Below are 19,794 nucleotides of genomic sequence, written 5' to 3' on the forward strand. Positions count from 1 at the left end.
GCCCCGGGCAGCCAGTCGGAACGGACCCGAGGAGAACGCCGTTGAGCGTGCCACCGCCGAGCACCGAGCCAGCCAGCTCCGCCCGCACCGTTCTCGATGCCGACGAGATCGCTCGCACGGTGACCCGCATGGCGCACGAGATCCTCGAGGCCAACCACGGCGCGGAGCAGCTCGTCCTGCTCGGCATCCCGACCCGCGGCGTACCGCTCGCGGAACGGATCGGCGCGGCCATCGGCCAGGTCGAGTCGCGCGCCCCGCGAATCGGCCAGCTCGACATCACCATGTACCGCGACGACCTGCGCAACCAACCGACCCGCACCGTCGGGCGGACCCGGCTGCCGGGCGACATCGACGACGCGACCGTGCTGCTGGTCGACGACGTGCTGTTCTCCGGCCGCACCGTCGCCGCGGCGCTGGACGCGCTGAAGGACATCGGCCGGCCGCGTGCGGTGCGCCTGGCAGTGCTCGTCGACCGCGGTCACCGGCAGTTGCCGATCCGCGCCGACCATGTCGGGAAGAACCTCCCGACCGCCACCGGCGAGCGGGTCCACGTCCGGTTCGCCGAGACCGACGGCAGCACCGAGGTCGCGATCGAGCGGCCCGGCGACGGGACGGGCGCATGAAGAATCTGCTGTCCGCGGCCGACCTGAGCGTCGCCGAGATCGACTCCGTGCTCGATCTCGCCGAGGAGATGGCCGAGGTCCAGTCGCGGCCGATCAAGAAGCTGCCCGCGCTGCGCGGGCGTACCGTCGTCAATCTGTTCTTCGAGGACTCCACCCGCACGCGGTCCTCCTTCGAGCTGGCCGGCAAGTGGCTGTCGGCCGACGTGATCAACGTGTCCGCGAAGGGGTCCAGCGTCTCCAAGGGCGAGTCGCTGCGTGACACCGTGCTGACCATCGCGGCGATGGGGGTGGACGCGATGGTGATCAGGCACCCGGCCTCCGGCGCGCCGGCCCAGGCCGCGGCGTGGACCGGAATCCCGGTGATCAATGCCGGAGACGGTACGCACGAACATCCGACCCAGGCGCTGCTGGATGCCTACGCCATCCGCAATCACCTGCGCCGCGGGAATCACGACGATCTTGCCGGGGCCCGGATCGCGATCGTCGGCGACATCACCCATTCCCGGGTCGCCCGGTCGAATGTCGCGCTGCTGCGCACGCTGGGTGCGCAGGTGATCATGGTGGCGCCGCCGACGCTGCTGCCGTCGGGCGTCGACACCTGGGGGGTCGAGATCAGCAACGACCTCGATGCCGTGATCGACTCGGTCGACATCGCGATGATGCTCCGGGTGCAGCGCGAGCGAATGTCGGGCGGCTACTTCCCCACACCGCGGGAGTACACGGTCGGCTACGGCCTGACCCGCGAGCGGTTGGCCGCGATGAAGCCCGGCGCCGCCATCTGCCATCCCGGCCCGATGAACCGCGGGCTGGAGATCAGCGCAGATGCCGCAGACGCCGCGTCGTCGCTGATCCTGGACCAGGTCGCGGCGGGGGTCGCGGTCCGGATGAGTGTGCTGTACCACCTGCTGGGTGGCGAGGAGGAGACGACGTGAGCCAGCCCCCCGGACCTGCCCCGCTGCCGGCCCGCCCACTGTTGATCACCGGCGCCCGCCGCGCCGACGCCGGCTCCGGTGACCTGTTGATCATGGACGGCCGGTACGCCGATCCGGCCGACGCGCCCGCCGATGCCGAGCGCGTCGATGCTGACGGCCTGCTCGCGCTGCCCGGGCTGGTGGACCCGCACACCCACCTGCGCGAGCCCGGTCGCGAGGACACCGAGACGATCGCCACCGGCACGGCCGCGGCGGCGCGCGGCGGCTACACCGCAGTCCTGGCGATGGCCAACACGACACCGGTGACCGATACCGCAGAAGCCGCCGAGTACGTCCTCGATGTCGGGGCGCGCGAGGGCTCCGCGCAGGTGCAGCCCGTCGGTGCCGTGTCGAAGGGGCTGGCCGGTGAGGAGCTGGCCGAGCTCGGCCTGATGGCGCGCAGCCGGGCGCGGGTCCGGATGTTCTCCGACGACGGCCGGTGCGTGCACGATCCGACCCTGATGCGCCGGGCGTTGGAATATGTCCGGACCTTCGGCGGCGTGATCGCCCAGCACGCGCAGGACCCGCGACTGGCGGGCGGGCAGGCCTGCTGCCACGAGGGCGAGGTCTCCGGCCGACTGGGCCTGCCGGGTTGGCCGGCGGCCGCGGAGTCGACCATCGTGGCCCGTGACGCGCAACTCGCCGCGCTCACCCGCTCCCGCGTCCACGTCTGCCACGTCAGCACCGCCGAGACCGTCGAGGTGTTGCGCTGGGCCAAGCAACGCGGGATCGCGATCACCGCCGAGGTGACGCCGCATCACCTGATGCTGACCACCGACGAGGTCGTCGGCTACGACCCGACCTACAAGGTGAACCCGCCGCTGCGCCCGGCGGAGGATGTCACCGCGCTGCGCGAGGCGCTGGCCGACGGCACGATCGACGCCGTGGGCACCGATCATGCGCCGCACGCCCGCCAGGACAAGGAACACGCGTTCGCCGATGCGGCCTTCGGCATGCTCGGCCTGGAGACCGCGCTCGGCGTACTGATCGAGACCATGATCAATACCGATCGGTCCGACTGGTCCCGCGTCATCGAGGCGATGTCCCACGCGCCCGCCCGGATCGCCGGGCTGCCCGGGCAGGGCCGGCCGATCGCCATCGGCGAGCCGGCCAATCTCACCCTGATCGACCCGCAGGCCCGAGCATCCGTCGATGCCGCCGCGTCGCTGTCGCTGTCGCGGAACAACCCGTGGCACGGCCGCGACCTGCCCGATCCGGTCCGAATGACCGTGTGGGCCGGGCGCGTCACCTACCGCCACGACTGAGGAGGAAGCGTGCAGAACTGGATCCCCGAAGCCGTGCTCGCGGTCCTGACCTCCCTGCCGTTCCGGATCGCGTTCCTGGTCGTGCTTGCCGTGATCATCCGCGCGATCATCGTCCGAGCGGTGACCACCGCATTCCGGCGCGCCGCCGATGCCAGGCCCCGCTTCCCCTCGGCGATGAGCGACGAGCGCCGCGAGCAGCGGATGCGGGCGCTCGGCTCGATGATGCGTTCCATCATCAGCGCCGTGATCTTCGTGATCCTCGCCGCGATGATCCTCGCCGAACTCGGCTTCAACATCACCGGCCTGCTCACCGGCACCACGATCGTCGCCGCGACCATCGCCTTCGGCATGCAGAACGTGATCAAGGACATCGTCGCCGGGATCACCATCCTGGTCGAGGACCAGCTCGGCGTGGGCGACTACGTCGATCTGGAGGAGGCCTCCGGCACGGTCGTCCAGGTCGGTCTGCGGAACACCACGCTGCGCGATGACAACGGCAATCTGTGGTACGTCCGCAACGGCGAGGTCTCCCGCGTCGGGAACTTCTCCCAGGGCGGGACCGGCCGGCCGGTGGTCGAACCGCAACCGGTCCAGCGGGTACGCCTGCTCGACGAGCCCGACCCGCGCGACTGACACCTCGACGGATCAGTCCTCGACGAGGGGCACGAAGCGGTACTCCCCGTGCTCGCTGACGCGTACCCGGTCGCCGTCGCGGCGGACCCGCGTCATGGTGGAGCCGACGGGACAGATCAGCACGCCGCCATCATCGAGCTGGGCCACCAGCGCGGCGGGCAGTCGGCGCGCGCTGGCCGAGACCAGGATCCGCCGGTACGGCGCGCCCGACGGGTCGCCGAGCACCCCCGGCGTGGCGGGTTCGATCCGGGCCCAGGGCAGGCGCGCCGACGCGAGATTCGCCCGGCCGAAGGCAACCAGCTCGGGGTGTCGCTCGACGCCGAGGACCGAGCCCGCGGGGCCGACCAGCACGGCCAGCAGCGCCGTCGTCCAGCCCGAGCCGGAACCGACATCGAGCACCCGGTCCCCGGGCACCGGGGCGAGCAGCCGCAGCATCGCGGCGACCGTGCGGGGCTGACTGTTGGACTGGCCGGCCGCGATCGGCAGGGCCGCGTCGACCGCGGCGCTGGCCCGCTGGTCGCTGGGCAGGAAGCCGGCCCGCGGCAGCCGGCGGAACGCCTCGGCGACCGGATCGGGCGCTTGCTGTGGCGGCTCCCCTGGTGGCTCCCCCATCGCCCCATTGTCGCCCCCGCGTACCACCGGCGTCTTGCCCGGCCTCGTTAACCTGTCCGGCATGCCCTCGTCGACGATCGCCCGCCGCCTGCCCGGCGTGCTGGTTGTCGTCGCGGTGCTGATCGTCCTCGCCGGCTGCGCCGCCCAGACCAGTGCGGACGCCCCGCCGGACTCCCCACCCCCGGCGCCGCCCGGCCCGGCGAGCCCGACGAGCCCGACGAGCCCGGCAAGCCCGGCGAGCCCCACCAACCCGGCGAGCCCCACCAACCCGGCGAGCTCCGGCACTCCCGCGGCGCCCGCGTCGCCGAAGGACGAGGGTGAAACCGGTGCGAAGCCGAGCAAGGCGGAGGTGCTCGACGGCGTACGCAAGCTGGTCAACTCGCAGGCATATTCGTCGAGCGAGAAGGCCGAGCGCTACTACGGTTGCGTCGTGGACGAGCTCTACCAGACCCTGGACGCGTCCCAGTTGCGCCGCCTCGCCGACGGTGAGCTGCCGCACGAGGCGATGCCGCAACTGCGCTCCGCGGTCGAGTCGTGTGTGCACAAGCTCGACAAGAACGCCAAGAACAAGGGCGACAAGGACAAGAAGGGCAACGGCTGATGCTGCGACGACGCGCGGTGCGTGGGCCGGTGGTGGCGGCCGTGGCGGCCGCGGCACTGGTGCTCGGCGGTTGCGCGGGCGTACGCCCACCGGAATCGGAGGTACGCCGCGGCATCGCGTCGATCATGACCGACCAGGGCCTCAGCGAGGCCGGAGCGCAGCGGGTCGCCGACTGCCTGACCCCGAAGATCTATCCGACCGCCGGCACCGTGACCCTGCAGCGGCTCGCCAGCGGCGAACACGCGGTGCTGCCCGAGGACGAGCGCGGTGTCAGCCGCGCCGAGGCCGAATGCGTCGCGGCGACCGGGTGATCACCGCGCGTCCGTTCCCCATCGACCCCGCGTAGGCTGGTCGCGCCATGACGAATCCCATCGCCCAGCCCCCCGGCCAGCCCGGACCGGACGGCCCGACCTTCTTCGAACGGGTCGGCGGCCACCCCACCTTCGACAAGCTGACGGCCGAGTTCTACCGGGGCGTGGCCGGCGACCCCGAGCTCCGCGCCCTCTATCCCGAGGAGGATCTCGGCCCGGCCGAGGACCGCCTGCGCCTGTTCCTGGAGCAGTACTGGGGTGGCCCGACCACCTACTCCCAGCTCCAGGGCCACCCGCGGCTGCGGATGCGCCACGCTCCCTTCGCCGTCACCCCCGAGATGCGCGATCGGTGGCTCACCCACATGCGCGCCGCGGTGCTCAGCCTCGGCCTGCCCGACGGCGATGCCCAGGAGCTGTGGGACTACCTGTGGCGCGCGGCGCACGCGATGGTCAACACGCCCTCACCCGCCGCGCCCGACGGGCGTACCAGCCTGATCTGAGACGTTCCCGCGGGAACGTTTTCTCAAGCGATCGGCCGCCGAGGCTTGTCGGTCGAACCGTTTCGGTGGCAGAGTCGCGGCGTGTCCTCGAACGACTCGCAGACCACCCGCACCGACTCCCCCGCGACGGCCCCGGCCGGCTCGGGCGCGCACCGCCTCGACACCAGCCCCGACTGGTGGCGCTCGGCGGTCGTCTACCAGATCTATCCCCGCTCCTTCGCCGACGCCGACGGCGACGGCACCGGCGACGTGCGCGGCATCATCGACCGGCTCCCCTATCTGGCCGAGCTCGGCGTGGACGCGATCTGGATCAGCCCGTGGTACCCGTCGCCGCTGCTCGACGGCGGCTACGACGTCGCCGACTACCGCGACATCAACCCCGATTTCGGCAGCCTCGCCGATGCCGATGAACTGATCGCGAAGGCCCACGAGGCAGGCATCCGGGTGATCATCGACCTGGTCCCGAACCACTCCTCGTGGGACCATCCGGCCTTCCGCGCGGCGCTCGCCGACCCGGCCGCTCCCGAGCGCGATCTCTACATCTTCCGCGACGGCCGCGGCCCGAACGGCGACGAGCCGCCGAACAACTGGCCTGCCGTCTTCGGTGGTCCAGCCTGGGAGCGCACGACCAATCCGGACGGTACGCCCGGGCAGTGGTACCTGCACCTGTTCGACATCTCCCAGCCCGACTGGAACTGGGACAACGATGCGGTCGCCGACGAGTTCGACTCGATCCTGCGCTTCTGGTTCGACCGCGGCATCGACGGCTTCCGGATCGATGTCGCCGACTCGATGGCCAAGGACCTTGAGCAACTGCCCGATGTCCCGGTCGACTCGGTGACCCAGCAGCCCACGCACGAGAAGTTCGTCGGCTCGCCGATCTGGGACCACCCCGGCGTGGAACGCATCCACAAGCGCTGGCGGGCGATCGCCGACTCCTATGCCGACACCGAGATGGGCGGCCGGATCTTCGTCTCCGAGGCCTATCTCACCCCGGCCGAGCGGCTGGTCCGCTATGTGGTGCCGGAGCGGCTGCACACCACCTTCAACTTCGACGCGCTGCTCGCCGAGTGGAGCGCCGAGACCCAGCGCAATGTGATCAACACGACGATCGCCGCGCACACCGCGGTCGGGGCGCCGTGCACGTGGGTGCTCGCCAATCACGACAACCAGCGGGTCGCGACCCGCTACGGCAAGACCCGCACCGGGGCGGCCTTCGCCGCCGACGGCTCGATGCTCGGCGAGACGGCGCGGCCCAACATGATCACCAATGACGACGCCACCGACCTCGAACTCGGTCGTCGCCGCTCGCGTGCGGCCGCGCTGCTGGAGCTCGCCCTGCCGGGCGGCGCCTACATCTACCAGGGCGACGAGCTGGGCCTGCCCGAGGTGGAGGACCTGCCGACGGAGGCGCTGCAGGACCCGGTGTGGGAGCGCTCGGGGCACATCCAGCGCGGCCGGGACGGGTGCCGGGTGCCGCTGCCGTGGTCGGGCGCCGAGCCGCCCTTCGGCTTCGGGCCGGGCGACGCCCAGCCGTGGCTGCCGCAACCGGCGGACTGGCAGCGATTCTCCGTCGAGACCGAGGACACCGATCCGGCGAGCGAGCTGAACCTGTATCGGGCGGCCCTGGCCGAGCGGCGGCGCAATCCGGCGCTCGGCGACGGCACCCTGATCTGGGACGAGGGGGTGCCGGACGATGTGTTGTCGTTCACCCGCGAGCCCGGCTTTCGGTGCGTGGTGAACTTCGGCGCGCAGGCGTACCCCCTCCCGGACGGCGCCCGCGTGCTGGTGCACTCCGGCGATGCCGGCAGCGGCGTCGTCGGCACCGACGAGGCGGTCTGGCTGGCGGTCTGAGTCGCCCGCCCCGGACCGGCAACAGCTAGACGCGGGCGCGGAAGTCGTCGCCGATCGATACGCTCCGGCCGTCGCGATCGGTCGCGACGCAGACGGTCGAGCAGGTCGCGTGCACGGTGTCGGTGCGCGGGTCGGTGATCGTCGCGTCCAGCCGCATCGAGGTACGCCCGAGGTGGGTGACCTCCGTCGACAGGCGGTAGGGCTCGAGCCGGTGGTTGAGCTGCTCCAGGTAGCGCACGTCCTGCCGGGCGACCACCCAGTACGGCCCGGCCGAAGCCGAGTCCCGCGCGCGGTCCAGGAGCCACAGCCGGCCCTCCTGGAAGTAGTCGAAGTAGCGGACGTTGTTCACGTGGCCGTAGGAGTCGAGGTCGCCCCAGCGCACGCGCAGATCGCCGCGGACCGCCAGCCCGCTGCGGGTGGCCGGCGCGAGCGGGCGCATCGGCTCGGCGGCGTCGTCGCGTACCGACTCGAAGAAGGCCCGCTCATCGGGACTGAGCCGGCGCACCCGCTGGGCGGACAGGTCGAACGGGCAGAGCACCGACCGCGCGGAACAGACCAGTGTTTCCACCCCGGACCGGTCGCGGTCGAACAGCTCGTAGCCGACGGTGAACCGTGCGGCACCGATCTTCTCGGTCCACATCGACACCCGCAACGGGGTACGCGTGGAGGTCATCGGGCGCAGGTAGGCGACCTGGTGGGCGGCGACCAGCACGCCGCCGCCGAGCAGTTCGCGGACCGGCCCGGTGCCGTCCGGCCCGCTCAGCAGCAGCCCGACGCGCGCCTCCTGCAGGAAATCGACATAGGCGCCGTTGTTGACGTGGCGGAGCGCGTCGAGATCCGACCAGCGCAACTCGACGCCGGTTTCGAAGCGAGTCAAGATCAGTCCTCGTAGAGATCGTCCAACTGCGGCTGGTACTTGCGCACCACGGCGCCGCGCCGGATCTTCATGCTCGGCGTCACCTCACCGGAATCGACCGACAGCTCGGAGTCGAGGATCACGAACCGCTTCACGGTCTCCCAGCGTTCGAGCCGCTCGTTCGCGCGGTCGACGTAGCCGGAGATCAGCTCGCGCACCTTCGGGTGCCGGGCCAGCTCCGACGGGCTCTGCCCGCCCAGGTCGTTGTCCGCGGCCCACTGGGTGATCGCCTCGGGATCGAGGGCGATCAAGGCGGTGACGTACTTGCGCCCCTCGCCGTAGACGACCACCTGGGAGGCATAGGGGCAGTTGGCGACCAGGATCCCCTCGACCTTCTGCGGCGCCACATACTTGCCGCCGGAGGTCTTGATCAGATCCTTCTTGCGGTCGGTGATCCGCAGGTACCCGTCGGCGTCCAGTTCGCCGATGTCGCCGGTGTGGAACCAGCCGTCGACGAAGGATTCCGCGTTCGCCTCCGCGCGGTTGTGATAGCCGCCGGAGACGCCCGGGCCACGCAGCAACACCTCCCCGTCGTCGGCGATCTGCACCTCGGTGCCGGGCACCGGGCGACCGACCGTGCCCAGGCGGGGCGCGCGCGGGTCGTCGACGAAGGTGACCGCGGAGGTCTCGGTCAGGCCGTAGCCCTCGATCACGAGCAGGCCTGCGGCGTAGAACCAGTTCTGCACCTGCGTGGACAGCTTGGCCGAGCCGGACACCATGAAGCGCATCCGCCCGCCCATCCGCTCCTTCAGCTTCGAGAAGACCAGCCGGTCGGCGAGCCAGTACTGGGCGGCCAGCCCGCGCGGCAGCGGCCGCCCCGCCAGGCGATAGGGAATCGTGCGCTGCCCGACCGAGAAGGCCCAGCGCGCGATCAGCCCCTTCACCCCGCCCTGGGTGCCCATCATCACGCGGGCCCGGACCTTCTCGAAGATCCGCGGGGCGCCGGCCATCCAGGTCGGGCGGACCTCCCCGAGGCCGTCGACGATCTTCTCGATCCGGCCGTCGACCGCGGTGACGAAACCGATCTGCAGTTGCAGCGCGAGCAGCGCCTTGCCGAACACGTGGGACAGCGGCAGCCAGAGGAACTGCACATCGGAGGGGTGCAGCAGCGCGAACAGTTGCACCGCGCGGCCCTCGTAGGCCCAGGCGTCATGGTTCAGCACGACGCCCTTGGGCCGGCCGGTGGTGCCGGAGGTGTAGATCAAGGTGGCGACCGTGTCGGGGCCGGTGCGCGCGATCGCCTCGTCCACGGCGCCCGGATTCTCCTGCAGGAGGGTACGCCCGAGCTCGCGCAGGTCCTGCCAGGAGTGCACCTTCTCGTCGGGATCGTCGCCGTCGATCATGATCACGGCACGCAGCCGGTCGTAGAGCTCCGCGTCCCGGCGTACCTTTTCCAACTGTTCGGCGTCCTCGACGACAGCGATGCTCACGCCCGCATCGTTCATGATGAAGGCGACATCGTCGTGCTGGGTCGTCGGGTAGACCGTGGTCACCGCGCCGCCGGCGCACATCGCGGCCAGGTCGGCGAGGATCCACTCGATCCGGGTGGTCGCGGCGATCGACACCCGCGCCTCGGGCTCGAGGCCGAGCGCGAGCAGGCCGGCGGCGAGCTCGAAGACCTGGTCCTTGGTCTGGTTCCAGCTCAGCGAGGTCCATCGTTCGGCCGCGTCGCGATGACGGAAGGCCTCCCGATTGCCGGACCGCTCGACCTGGTCGAGAAGCATCTGCCCGACCGAGCTGCTCCGGTCCCGAAGTTGGGCCTCACGCCCCGGGCCGTCCGCCCGCGCCGGCGCATCCGTCATTGGTCCTCCTCGTCGTGGTGGCGCGATCCTACCGGGCCGTAGCCTGCGCGCACAGACGAAGCCGGGACCGCTGACGGAAGCGCCGGCACTCGGTCAGTTCTTGGTCGCCTCGATGGTCAGGGTGATGTCGAGCTTGTCGCCCAGCAGCACCTTGCCGCCGTCCAGCGGCACGTTGAAGTCGACACCGAAGTCCTTGCGGTTGATCTGGGTCTTCGCCTCGGCACCGAGCCGGGTCACGCCGTAGGCGTCGACGTCCACCCCGAGGTACTCCGCGGCCAGGTCGACCGACCGGGTGGTGCCGTTGATCGTCAGATCACCGGTGATCGTGTAGTCACCGTCGCCGTTGTCGGTGATCGCGGTGGAGGCGAAGGTCATCTCCGGGTTCTTCTCGACGTCGAAGATGTCGGTGCTGCGCAGGTGCCCGTCGCGCTGCTCGTTGTTGGTGTTCACCGAGGACATGTCGATCCGGACCTGCACCGAGGCCTGCGTCAGGTCGTCGGACGGGGTCTCGATCGTTCCCTGGAAGGCGGTGAAGGTGCCGCGCACCTTGCTCATCAGGTGCCGGACGGTGAAGGCGACCTCGGAGTGGCTCGCGTCGATCTGCCAGGAGCCGGTGAGCTGCTCGGTCGTGGACTGGGTCATGGGGGTGCTCCTCGTGCTGGGTGCGTTGACTGTGGTCGACAACATAGTTGCATTTTCAACTACGTTCAGGGTAGGGGTATTGAGTTGAATCGTCAATTTCCCGGATAGGATGGTACGCATGTCCGCCCGCACCGCCCACCCGCCGCAGACCACCGGCGCCGCCACGCAGACCGATCGGGTCTCGGCTCGCTGGCTCTCGACGGAGCAGCAGCACGTCTGGCGTACCTATCTGCTCGGGGTGGCCCGGATCGCAGAATATCTCGACGCCGACCTGCGCCGACACGGCCTCGACCTCGGCGAGTACGAGATCCTGGTCTGCCTGGAGGAGGCGCCCCATCGGCGGCTGCGGATGTCCGAGTTGGCCGACCGGGTGCACCAGTCGCGCTCGCGGCTCACCCACACCGTTGCCCGGATGGAGAAGTCCAACCTGGTCGAGCGCGACACCTGCCCGGACGACCGGCGCGGCGTCTGGGCGCACCTCACGCCGAAGGGATTCGAGTTGCTGGCCGGCGCGGCGCCGGGCCATGTCGAGGCGGTCCGCAAGATCTTCGTCGAGGCGGTCGACCCGGCAGACTTCGAGGCCCTGGGGCGCGCCTTCGGCGCCGTACTTGAGGTCGGTGACCCCGACCAGCGAGAATCCGCCCGGTGAGCACTCCCGCGCTGATCGACGCTCCCCGGGCCGCGCCCGCGCCCGACTGGGCCGGGTTCGCCCGCGCGGTCGGCCACGCCGGACTGCGCGATGTCGTCGACACCACCGATCTCGCCCGCGCGCTCTACTCCTCCGACGCCTCCCTCTACCGGGTCACCCCGGGAGCCGTCGCCCGCCCCCGCGAGCGGGAACAGTTGCGGGCCCTGCTCGGGGCGGCGCGCGAGCACGGCGTACCCGTGACATCGCGCGGGGCCGGCACCTCCTGCGCGGGCAATGCCGTCGGGCCCGGACTGGTGATCGATTTCCGCGCCGGGCTGAACCGGATCCTCGCGCTCGACCCGCAGGCACGCACCGCCACCGTCGAGCCGGGGGTGGTGCAGGCCGAGCTGCAGGCCGCGGCGCGGCCCTACGGGCTGCGGTTCGGCCCGGACCCGTCGACGCACACCCGCTGCACCATCGGCGGCATGATCGGCAACAACGCCTGCGGCCCGCGCGCGCTCGGCTACGGCAAGACCGCGAGCAATGTCTTGGGGCTGGAGTTGATCACCGGCACCGGCGAGACACTACGGGTTGGCCACCCCGGCACGGCCGATTCGGGTACGCCGGATGCGACCGCGCTGACCCGGCTGGGCGAGCTGACCCGGGCCGGCCTGGCCACCATCCGCACCAACTTCGGTCAGTTCGACCGCCAGGTCTCGGGCTACAGCCTGGAGCACCTGTTGCCGGAGAACGGATTCGCGGTCGAACGGTTCCTCGCCGGGACCGAGGGCACCCTCGGGGTGTGGACCGAGGCGACGGTCAATCTGGTCGCCGACGCCCCGTATTCGATCATGGTCGCGCTGGGATACCCGTCGATGCCACAGGCCGCCGACGACATCCCGGCGATCCTGGCACACCGGCCGACGGCCGCCGAGGGTCTGGACCGCCGGATCGTCGATGTGGTGCGGCGCCATCTGGGCGATGCCGCCGTTCCGCCGCTGCCCGACGGTGACGGTTGGCTCTTCGTCGAGCTGGTCGACGACGACGCCGACCGGCTGCGCGAGCGGGCCGGCGCGCTGTTCGAGGCGGCAGACGCGGTCGACGGGCGGATCGTCACCGATGCCGCGCAGGCACGGGCGCTGTGGAAGATCCGCGAGGACGGCGCCGGGCTGGCGCAGGTCTCGCTCGGCGCGCCGGCCTATCCCGGCTGGGAGGATGCGGCGGTACGCCCGGAGCACCTCGGGGCGTACCTGCGCGACTTCGACGCCCTGCTCACCGAGCACGAACTGCAGGGCCTGCCCTACGGCCACTTCGGCGACGGCTGCGTGCACTGTCGGATCGACTTTCCCCTGACCAGCCCGGGCGGCACGGACCGGTTCCGCGCGTTCATGTTCGACGCGGCGCGGCTGGCGGCGCGCTACGGCGGCTCGATGTCGGGCGAGCACGGCGACGGACGGGCGCGCTCGGAGCTGTTGCCGATCATGTACGACGAAGCTTCGCTGCGGCTGATGCGCGAGGTGAAGTCGATCTTCGATCCGGACAATCTGATGAATCCCGGAGTATTGGTCGAGCCGGCGCCGCTGGATGCCGATGTGCGTGCGGCCCAGTTCGTCGGAAAGCCGCTGCAGCTCGCCGATCCGGAGTTCGCGGCGGCGGTGCATCGCTGCACGGGCGTCGGCAAGTGCGTCGCCGATCTGACCCCGGGCGGCGGCGTCATGTGTCCGTCCTACCAGGCGACCGGCGCGGAAAAGGACTCCACCCGCGGTCGGGCGCGGGTGCTGCAGGAGATGATCAACGGCTCGGTGATCGGCGACGGCTGGCGCTCGCCCGAGGTGCACGAGGCCCTCGACCTGTGCCTGTCCTGCAAGGGCTGTCGGCGCGACTGCCCCACCGGAACGGACATGGCGAGCTACAAGGCGACGGTGCTGGACCGCGCCTACGCCGGGCGGCTGCGGCCGCGGTCGCACTATGCCCTCGGCTGGCTGCCGCGCTGGGCGCGCATGATCACCGCGGTGCCGGGTCTGGCGGCGTTGATCAACACCGTCGGCCGGCTGCCCGGGCCGAGCGCGCTGCTGAAGTGGGGCGCGGGGGTCGACCGCCGCCGCCCGCTGCCCCAGTTCGCGAGCCGCTCGGCGCGCCGCCGGGCCAGAAAGCTCGCGCCGGCGTCGGGGCGCGAGGTGATCATCTGGGTCGACTCCTTCAGCGACACCTTCGCCGGCGTCGAGGTGGAGCCGGTGCTGCGGGTGCTGGAGAGCGCCGGGTACGCCCCGCGGGTGCTGGAGCGTACCGCCTGCTGCGGGCTGACCTGGATCAGCACCGGACAGCTCGACGGCGCCCGCGCGCAGTTGCGGCGCTCGCTCGACGTGCTGCATCCCCTGGTCAGCCAGGGCATCCCGGTGATCGGGCTGGAGCCGTCCTGCCTGGCGGTGTGGCGCTCCGATGCCCCGGAGCTGTTGCCGGACGATCCGCGGGTGCCCGACGTCGCCGCCGGGGTGCTCACGCTGGCCGAGCTGCTGCAGCGTACCGACGGCTGGACGCCGCCGGACCTCAGCGGGCAGACGATCATCGCCCAGCCGCACTGCCATGCCGCGTCGGTCACCGGCTACGGCCCGGACCTGGCGTTGATCAAGCGGACGGGGGCAGAGGTCCGCACCCTCGGCGGCTGCTGCGGCCTGGCCGGCAACTTCGGCGTCGAGCGCGGCCACTACGAGGTCTCGGTCAAGGTCGCCGAGCACGACCTGCTGCCGGCGCTGGCCGATGCCCCGGACGCGATCTTCCTCGCCGACGGCTTCTCCTGCCGGCTGCAGGCCGACCAGCTCGCCGGGCGGCAAGCGGTCACGTTGGCCGACCTGCTGGCCCGCTGAGCGGGCCGCGGCTCAGTCGCGGGTGAGCCGGCGGTGCGTCGCCCGGTGCGGCCGGGCGGCCTCGGCGCCGAGCCGCTCGATCTTGTTCGACTCGTAGTCGGCGAAGTTGCCCTCGTACCAGAACCAGTTCGACGGGTTCTCGTCCGTGCCCTCCCAGGCCAGGATGTGGGTCGCGACGCGGTCGAGGAACCAGCGGTCGTGGGAGATCACCACGGCACAGCCGGGAAACTCCAACAGCGCGTCCTCCAGCGACTGCAGGGTCTCCACGTCGAGGTCGTTGGTCGGCTCGTCGAGCAGCAGCAGGTTGCCGCCCTGCTTCAGGGTGAGCGCGAGGTTCAGCCGGTTCCGCTCGCCGCCGGACAGGACGCCGGAGGGCTTTTGCTGGTCGGGGCCCTTGAAACCGAAGGAGGCGACATAGGCGCGCGAGGGCATCTCGAAGTTCGCGACCTTGATGTAGTCCAGCCCGTCGGAGACGACCTCCCAGACATTCTTCTTCGGGTCCAGCCCGGAGCGGCTCTGGTCGGTGTAGCTGATCTTGACCGTCTCCCCCAGCTCCAGCGAGCCCGAGTCCGGGGTCTCCTCGCCGACGATCATCCGGAACAGCGTCGACTTGCCCACGCCGTTCGGGCCGATGATGCCGACGATGCCGTTGCGCGGCAGCGAGAACGACAGCCCGTCGATGAGCGTCCGGTCACCGAAGCCCTTCTTCAGGTCGGCCACCTCCAGCACCGTGGAGCCCAGCCGCGGACCCGCGGGGATGTTGATCTCCTCGAAGTCCAGCTTCTTGTTGCGCTCGGCCTCGGCGGCCATCTCCTCGTACCGGGCCAGCCGGGCGCGGTTCTTGGCCTGGCGGGCCTTCGGGTTGGACCGGGCCCAGTCGAGCTCGCGAGCGAGGATCTTGGCGCGCTTGGCGTCCTTCTTGCCCTCGATCTGCAGCCGCTCGCGCTTGGTGTCGAGGTAGGTGGAGTAGTTGCCCTCGTAGGGGTGCAGCCGGCCGCGGTCGACCTCGCAGATCCACTCCGCGACATTGTCGAGGAAGTAGCGATCGTGGGTCACGGCGAGGACGGCGCCCGGATAGGCCTTCAGGTGGCCCTCCAACCAGTTCACCGACTCGGCGTCGAGGTGGTTGGTGGGCTCGTCGAGCAGCAGCAGGTCGGGCTGTTGCAGCAGCAGCTTGCACAGCGCGACGCGGCGCCGCTCGCCGCCGGAGAGGTGATCGACGATCTCGTCGCTCGGCGGGAGCTGCAGCGCGTCCATCGCCTGCTCGAGCTGGTTGTCGATGTCCCAGGCGTTGCGGGAGTCGAGCTCGGTCTGCACCTCGCCCATCTCGGCCATCAGGGCGTCGAAGTCGGCATCGGGCTCGCCCATCGCGATGCCGAGCTCCTCCAGCCGCGCCTGCAGCGCCTTGATGTCGGCGACGGCCTCCTCGACGTTCTCGCGTACCGTCTTGCCCTCGGTCAGCGGCGGCTCCTGCAACAAGATGCCGACGGTGGCGTCCTTGGCCAGGTGGGTGTCGCCGTTGTTGACCTGTTCGAGGCCGGCCATCACCTTCAGCAGGGTGGACTTGCCGGCGCCGTTCGGGCCGACGACGCCGATCTTGGCGCCGGGGAAGAACGACATCGTGACGTTGTCGAGGATCACCTTGTCGCCGACGGCCTTGCGGACACGGGACATGGAGTAGACGAATTCGGGCATGTCGCTGAGTTCAACCTCGTTGCTTCGCGGGTACGCCGACGCGCGGCCGGCCGGGACCGTGCCAGTATGCCAGCCGGCTCTCCGACCCGCCGATCAGTGGATCAGCTCGCGCCAGTTCGCCGGCACCTTGCCCTCGGGGCCGGGCACCGGCTGGTCGGCCGGGTGGGAGGTCGGCGGCGCGAGCTCCGGCCCGGCGTACATCTGCTGGTCGTCGAAGTTGTAGTACCAGTCCTCGCCCGGCTCGAAACTGGTGAGGAACGGATGCCCCGTCGCGGCGTTGTGGGCGGTCGCGTGCTGGCTCGGCGAGGTGTCGCAGCAGCCGATGTGGCCGCACTGGGCGCAACGGCGCAGGTGCACCCACCAGCCGGCACCCTCACCGGCCAGGCACTCGGCACAGCCGGTGCCCGACGGCGGCACGCTCGGATCGATCCCGGGAATCTTCTCGTTCGGCTCGGTCATGACACTCTCCCCTGTCGATCGGTGTGCTGCCCAGCTTCGCACGAGGGCGCCTAGGGTGGGGCGATGGAAGAGTTCGACTTCGTGATCGTCGGCTCGGGCGCCGGCGGCGGTCCCCTGGCAGCCAACCTGGCCCTGGCCGGGCACAGCGTGCTCGTGTTGGAGGCCGGTGACGATCACGACTGCGCCTACTACGACCTGCCGATCTTCCACGCCCAGGCGAGCGAGGATCCGCACCTGCGGTGGGACTACTTCGTGCGGCACTACCCCGACCGGGAGCGCTCCGAGCGCGATCCCAAGTTCACCGCCGAGCGCGACGGGGTGCTCTACCCGCGCGGCGCGACGATCGGCGGCAGCACCGCGGTCTCGGCCATGATCAATCTCTACCCGCACAATGCCGACTGGCAACGCATCGCCGATCTCACCGGGGATCGGAGCTGGTCGCCGGAGCGGATGCGTGAGCTCTACACCGAACGGATCGAGCGTTGGCGCGATCCGACCCGCGATTTCGCCACGCGGCCCGAGCACGAGCCCGACCCCGCCCGGCACGGCTATGCGGGCTGGCTCGGCGTGACTCGGGCGAACCCGGCGGTCGGCAACCGCGAACCGATGTTCATCGACGTGATCAACACGATGGACGAGGCGGCGCGCGAGGAGCTGCCGGCCCCGCCGGAGGGGATGGACTGGCCGCTGGACCCGAACGACTGGCGGGTGGTCGACGCGCACGGGGAGGGCATGGCATTCATCCCGGTCGCGGTGTCCCACGGCGCGCGCAATGGCGCCCGGGAGCGGCTGCTGGAGGCAGCGCAGCGGGCCGGGGACAAGCTGACCATCCGCTCGCACAGTCTCGCGACCAGGATCGACATCGTCGACGGCCGCGCGGTCGGCGTGGAGTATCTGCGCGGGGCGCACCTGTATCGCGCCGATCCCGCCGCCGGGAACGATCGGGAAGGTACGCCGACCCGGCACACCGTCGCGGCCCGCAACGAGGTGATCGTCTGCGCCGGCGCCTTCAACACCCCGCAGTTGTTGAAGCTGTCGGGCGTCGGGCCGCTGGACGAGCTGGCCGAGCACGGCATCGCGGTGGTGGCCGACCTGCCGGGCGTGGGGGCGAATCTGCAGGACCGCTACGAGGTCAGCGTGGTGTCGCGGCTCACCCGCGACTATCCGGTGTTCGACGGGTCGGACCTCGACGCACCGGGCCCCGGGCAGGAGCCGGACCGGCTCTTCGCGGAGTGGCGCGATCACCGGGACGGGCCGTTCACGACGAACGGGTCGCTCGCGGCGTACCTGAAGCGCTCGAGCGTGGCCGGGAAGGATCCGGACCTGATCGTCTTCTCGCTGCCGGTGCAGTTCCGCGGCTACTACCCGGGCTATTCGGTGGACTTCCGGGCCCGGCACGACGCCGTCACCTTCGTCATCCTGAAGGGACACACCGACAACCGGGCCGGGACGGTACGCCTGCGCTCGGCCGACCCGCTCGATACCCCCATGATCGACTTCCGCTATTTCGACACCGGCGACGGGGATTGGCGGGCGGATCTGACGGCGGTCGCCGAGGGCGTGGACTTCGCCCGGCGGCTGCGGGACCGGCTCGGCGACCTGGTTGCCGAGGAGCTGGTGCCGGGCGCCGAGGTGGCCGGCCGGGATGCCGTGGAGGATTTCGTCCGGGACCAGGCGTGGGGTCATCACGCCTCGTGCAGCGCCCCGATCGGCGCCGCCGACGACCCGATGGCGGTGCTGGACGGCGACTTCCGGGTGCGCGGGGTGCAGGGCTTGCGGGTGGTCGACGCGTCGGTCTTCCCCCGGATCCCGGGGTTGTTCATCGCCTCGGCCGTCTATCTGGTCGCGGAGAAGGCCTCGGAGGTGCTGCTGGCGCAGTACCCGCCTCAGCCGAAGGCCAGCAGCAGGTAGCCGAGCGCGGCGAGCCCGATCAGCAGCGACGGGACGCCGAACCACGCGCCGCGGTCGATCCAGCGGCCTGCCGCGGCGCGCCGCGCGGTGGCGACGACTGCCGCGAGCGTCACGCCCGCGATCACGCCCCACGCGATGCCGGGCACGAACTGCCAGGGACCGGTGAGGGCGACCAGCGTGAGGCCGGCCGCCGCCCAGGCGGAGACGTCGACCGCGGCGAGGCGGGTCGGCGGGCGGCGGCGCAGCAGCCCGAGGAACAGCGGCGTGAGGAAGATCAGCCCGATCGCGACCGGAACCAGCCCGCCGATGGTGAACCGCGGCCCGTTCGACGGTTCGGTGCTGCCGGTGACCAGCCGGATCCCCATCAGGTCGATGGTGGCGTCCTGGTCGGGGGCCGCGCCGTGGTCGGAGAACACGATGGCGGCGACCCCGCGCTGCCGGTCGAGCGCGAGCATCGTCCTGGTGCCGGCGGTCGCCCCGTTGTGCCAGACCACGGCTGCGCCGTTGACCTCGGCGAGCTGCCAGGCCAGCCCGGCCTCCTCACCGATCGGCCCGTCGACCGGGTCCATCGCGGCGGCGCCGGGCGCGGTGCCGTCGAGCAGTGCCCGGGCGTAGCGGGTGAGATCGGCGAGCGTGGTCCGCGTGGACGTCCCGGCGGGCGCGAACGCCTCGCCCCACCACGGCCCGACGCCCCAGCCCGGCGCCGTGTGCGGGCGGGCCGCGGGGGCGGCCGGCTCGTCGAGGGCGAGGGACGTGGCGGTCATCCCGAGCGGGTCGAGCAGCCGCTGGCGAAGCAGCGTCGGGTAGTCGCTGCCGGCGGCTCGGGCCACGGTGTGCCCGAGCAGGGACATGCCGAGATTGGAGTAGGCCCGCTGGCCGCGTCCCGACAGCGGCACATCGCGCAACCAGTTGATCATGGTCGCGGTGTCCACGCCACGGTAGGGATTGCCGCCGAGCATCGGCAGACCGTCGGGGGCGTAGAAATCAGGGCGCGTGACGAGCTGCGGCGGCAGGGACGGCAGCCCGGAGGTGTGGGTGGCGAGTTCGAGGGGCGTGAGGGAGCCGGCGGGCGTGCCGACCAGCTCGGGCATCCAGCGTTCGACCGGCGCGTCGAGCTCGATCTCGCCGCGCTCGACCGCATCGGCCAGCAGGTTGCCGGTGAAGGTCTTGGTGACCGACCCGAGCTCGAAGCTCGTGTCGGGCCCGGGCAGGAAGCCGTCGCCGATCGCGGCCGTGCTCACCCGACCGTTCGCGATCCGGGCGATCGCCAGGCTGCCCAGCCCCCGCCCGTCGCCGGCGACGGTGCGGGCATCGGCGGCGAGCCGGAGATCCCCCGAGTCCCGGGGGCCGAGGACCGGGCGAGGGATGATCGCCACGGCGGCCAGCACGCCGACCACCAGGCAGGCCACGAGAACCGCGAGCGCGCGCCCGCGACGCGGCCTTCCGGAACCTGGCCTTCCGGGATCTGGCCTGCCGGGACCCGGCCTGCCGGGACCTGGCCTGGCGG

General features: G+C 71.3%; 18 protein-coding genes. 11 read left to right on the forward strand and 7 right to left on the reverse strand.

Features of this window, described 5'->3' with window-relative positions:
• The first annotated feature begins 41 nt into the window (after nucleotides 1–41).
• Genes pyrR through GGQ54_RS16840 form a run of 4 tightly spaced genes read left to right on the forward strand, consistent with a single transcriptional unit; the run spans nucleotide 42 to nucleotide 3,492 of the window.
• Nucleotides 42–623 (forward strand): bifunctional pyr operon transcriptional regulator/uracil phosphoribosyltransferase PyrR, encoded by a 582-nt coding sequence (gene pyrR / locus GGQ54_RS03305; protein ID WP_218843666.1) that lies wholly within the window; start codon nucleotides 42–44, stop codon nucleotides 621–623.
• Nucleotides 620–1,555 carry an aspartate carbamoyltransferase catalytic subunit gene (locus tag GGQ54_RS03310; protein ID WP_179444087.1) on the forward strand — a complete coding sequence of 312 codons (936 nt, stop codon included), beginning with the start codon at nucleotides 620–622 and terminating at the stop codon, nucleotides 1,553–1,555. The genes pyrR and GGQ54_RS03310 overlap by 4 nt, the downstream gene beginning before the upstream one ends.
• Nucleotides 1,552–2,859 carry a dihydroorotase gene (locus tag GGQ54_RS03315; RefSeq protein WP_343045840.1) on the forward strand — a complete coding sequence of 436 codons (1,308 nt, stop codon included), beginning with the start codon at nucleotides 1,552–1,554 and terminating at the stop codon, nucleotides 2,857–2,859. Before GGQ54_RS03310 ends, GGQ54_RS03315 begins: the two co-directional genes overlap by 4 nt.
• 9 nt (nucleotides 2,860–2,868) lie before the next feature.
• Nucleotides 2,869–3,492, forward strand: a complete 624-nt coding sequence (locus tag GGQ54_RS16840) for a mechanosensitive ion channel domain-containing protein (RefSeq protein ID WP_179444088.1) — start codon at nucleotides 2,869–2,871, stop codon at nucleotides 3,490–3,492.
• A 12-nt stretch (nucleotides 3,493–3,504) separates the two neighbouring features.
• Here the strand turns inward: GGQ54_RS16840 and GGQ54_RS03325 are convergent, their stop codons facing one another.
• Nucleotides 3,505–4,104 carry a protein-L-isoaspartate O-methyltransferase family protein gene (locus GGQ54_RS03325; RefSeq protein WP_179444089.1) on the reverse strand — a complete coding sequence of 200 codons (600 nt, stop codon included), beginning with the start codon at nucleotides 4,102–4,104 and terminating at the stop codon, nucleotides 3,505–3,507.
• A 61-nt stretch (nucleotides 4,105–4,165) separates the two neighbouring features.
• Between GGQ54_RS03325 and GGQ54_RS03330 the strand changes: the two genes are divergently transcribed.
• The 4 genes from GGQ54_RS03330 to GGQ54_RS03345 all read left to right on the forward strand — a co-directional run bounded on the left by GGQ54_RS03330 (nucleotide 4,166) and on the right by GGQ54_RS03345 (nucleotide 7,370).
• Entirely contained in the window at nucleotides 4,166–4,705 is a 540-nt protein-coding gene (locus GGQ54_RS03330) for a hypothetical protein (protein WP_179444090.1), read from the forward strand.
• A complete protein-coding gene (locus tag GGQ54_RS03335) occupies nucleotides 4,705–5,016 on the forward strand; it encodes a hypothetical protein (RefSeq protein WP_179444091.1) in 312 nt (103 codons plus the stop codon). The genes GGQ54_RS03330 and GGQ54_RS03335 overlap by 1 nt, the downstream gene beginning before the upstream one ends.
• A 47-nt stretch (nucleotides 5,017–5,063) precedes the next feature.
• Entirely contained in the window at nucleotides 5,064–5,516 is a 453-nt protein-coding gene (locus GGQ54_RS03340; RefSeq protein WP_179444092.1) for a globin, read from the forward strand.
• A gap of 201 nt (nucleotides 5,517–5,717) precedes the next feature.
• A complete protein-coding gene (locus tag GGQ54_RS03345; protein WP_343046009.1) occupies nucleotides 5,718–7,370 on the forward strand; it encodes a glycoside hydrolase family 13 protein in 1,653 nt (550 codons plus the stop codon).
• Between the two features lie 25 nt (nucleotides 7,371–7,395).
• Here the strand turns inward: GGQ54_RS03345 and GGQ54_RS03350 are convergent, their stop codons facing one another.
• The 3 genes from GGQ54_RS03350 to GGQ54_RS03360 form a co-directional block, all read right to left on the reverse strand.
• The gene (locus GGQ54_RS03350; protein WP_179444094.1) at nucleotides 7,396–8,247 is read right to left on the reverse strand and encodes an acyl-CoA thioesterase; all 852 of its coding nucleotides are present in this window, start codon (nucleotides 8,245–8,247) and stop codon (nucleotides 7,396–7,398) included.
• Between the two features lie 2 nt (nucleotides 8,248–8,249).
• Nucleotides 8,250–10,088 carry an AMP-dependent synthetase/ligase gene (locus tag GGQ54_RS03355; RefSeq protein WP_179444095.1) on the reverse strand — a complete coding sequence of 613 codons (1,839 nt, stop codon included), beginning with the start codon at nucleotides 10,086–10,088 and terminating at the stop codon, nucleotides 8,250–8,252.
• 93 nt (nucleotides 10,089–10,181) lie between these two features.
• Nucleotides 10,182–10,730, reverse strand: coding sequence for a YceI family protein (locus tag GGQ54_RS03360; protein ID WP_179444096.1), 549 nt, complete (start codon nucleotides 10,728–10,730; stop codon nucleotides 10,182–10,184).
• 118 nt (nucleotides 10,731–10,848) lie between these two features.
• On the opposite strand from GGQ54_RS03360, the gene GGQ54_RS03365 reads away from it, so the two are divergent.
• Both GGQ54_RS03365 and GGQ54_RS03370 read left to right on the forward strand, forming a co-directional pair.
• Nucleotides 10,849–11,379: a MarR family winged helix-turn-helix transcriptional regulator gene (locus GGQ54_RS03365; protein WP_179444097.1), complete on the forward strand. Its 531-nt coding sequence runs from the start codon at nucleotides 10,849–10,851 to the stop codon at nucleotides 11,377–11,379.
• A gap of 83 nt (nucleotides 11,380–11,462) precedes the next feature.
• Nucleotides 11,463–14,222: an FAD-binding and (Fe-S)-binding domain-containing protein gene (locus GGQ54_RS03370; RefSeq protein ID WP_246292925.1), complete on the forward strand. Its 2,760-nt coding sequence runs from the start codon at nucleotides 11,463–11,465 to the stop codon at nucleotides 14,220–14,222.
• Between the two features lie 12 nt (nucleotides 14,223–14,234).
• Here the strand turns inward: GGQ54_RS03370 and ettA are convergent, their stop codons facing one another.
• Both ettA and GGQ54_RS03380 read right to left on the reverse strand, forming a co-directional pair.
• Complete coding sequence (gene ettA, locus GGQ54_RS03375; RefSeq protein WP_179444098.1) at nucleotides 14,235–15,917, reverse strand: energy-dependent translational throttle protein EttA; 1,683 nt, start codon at nucleotides 15,915–15,917, stop codon at nucleotides 14,235–14,237.
• 93 nt (nucleotides 15,918–16,010) lie between these two features.
• Nucleotides 16,011–16,376: a UBP-type zinc finger domain-containing protein gene (locus tag GGQ54_RS03380; protein WP_179444099.1), complete on the reverse strand. Its 366-nt coding sequence runs from the start codon at nucleotides 16,374–16,376 to the stop codon at nucleotides 16,011–16,013.
• Between the two features lie 63 nt (nucleotides 16,377–16,439).
• Between GGQ54_RS03380 and GGQ54_RS03385 the strand changes: the two genes are divergently transcribed.
• A complete protein-coding gene (locus GGQ54_RS03385; RefSeq protein ID WP_179444100.1) occupies nucleotides 16,440–18,287 on the forward strand; it encodes a GMC family oxidoreductase in 1,848 nt (615 codons plus the stop codon).
• On the opposite strand, the gene GGQ54_RS03390 is transcribed toward GGQ54_RS03385, so the two are convergent.
• Nucleotides 18,263–19,696 carry a serine hydrolase gene (locus GGQ54_RS03390; protein ID WP_179444101.1) on the reverse strand — a complete coding sequence of 478 codons (1,434 nt, stop codon included), beginning with the start codon at nucleotides 19,694–19,696 and terminating at the stop codon, nucleotides 18,263–18,265. The two genes, GGQ54_RS03385 and GGQ54_RS03390, sit on opposite strands and share 25 nt — an antisense overlap.
• Nucleotides 19,697–19,794: the final 98 nt, after the last annotated feature.

This window comes from Naumannella cuiyingiana, from assembly GCF_013408305.1.
Classification (GTDB): domain Bacteria; phylum Actinomycetota; class Actinomycetes; order Propionibacteriales; family Propionibacteriaceae; genus Naumannella; species Naumannella cuiyingiana.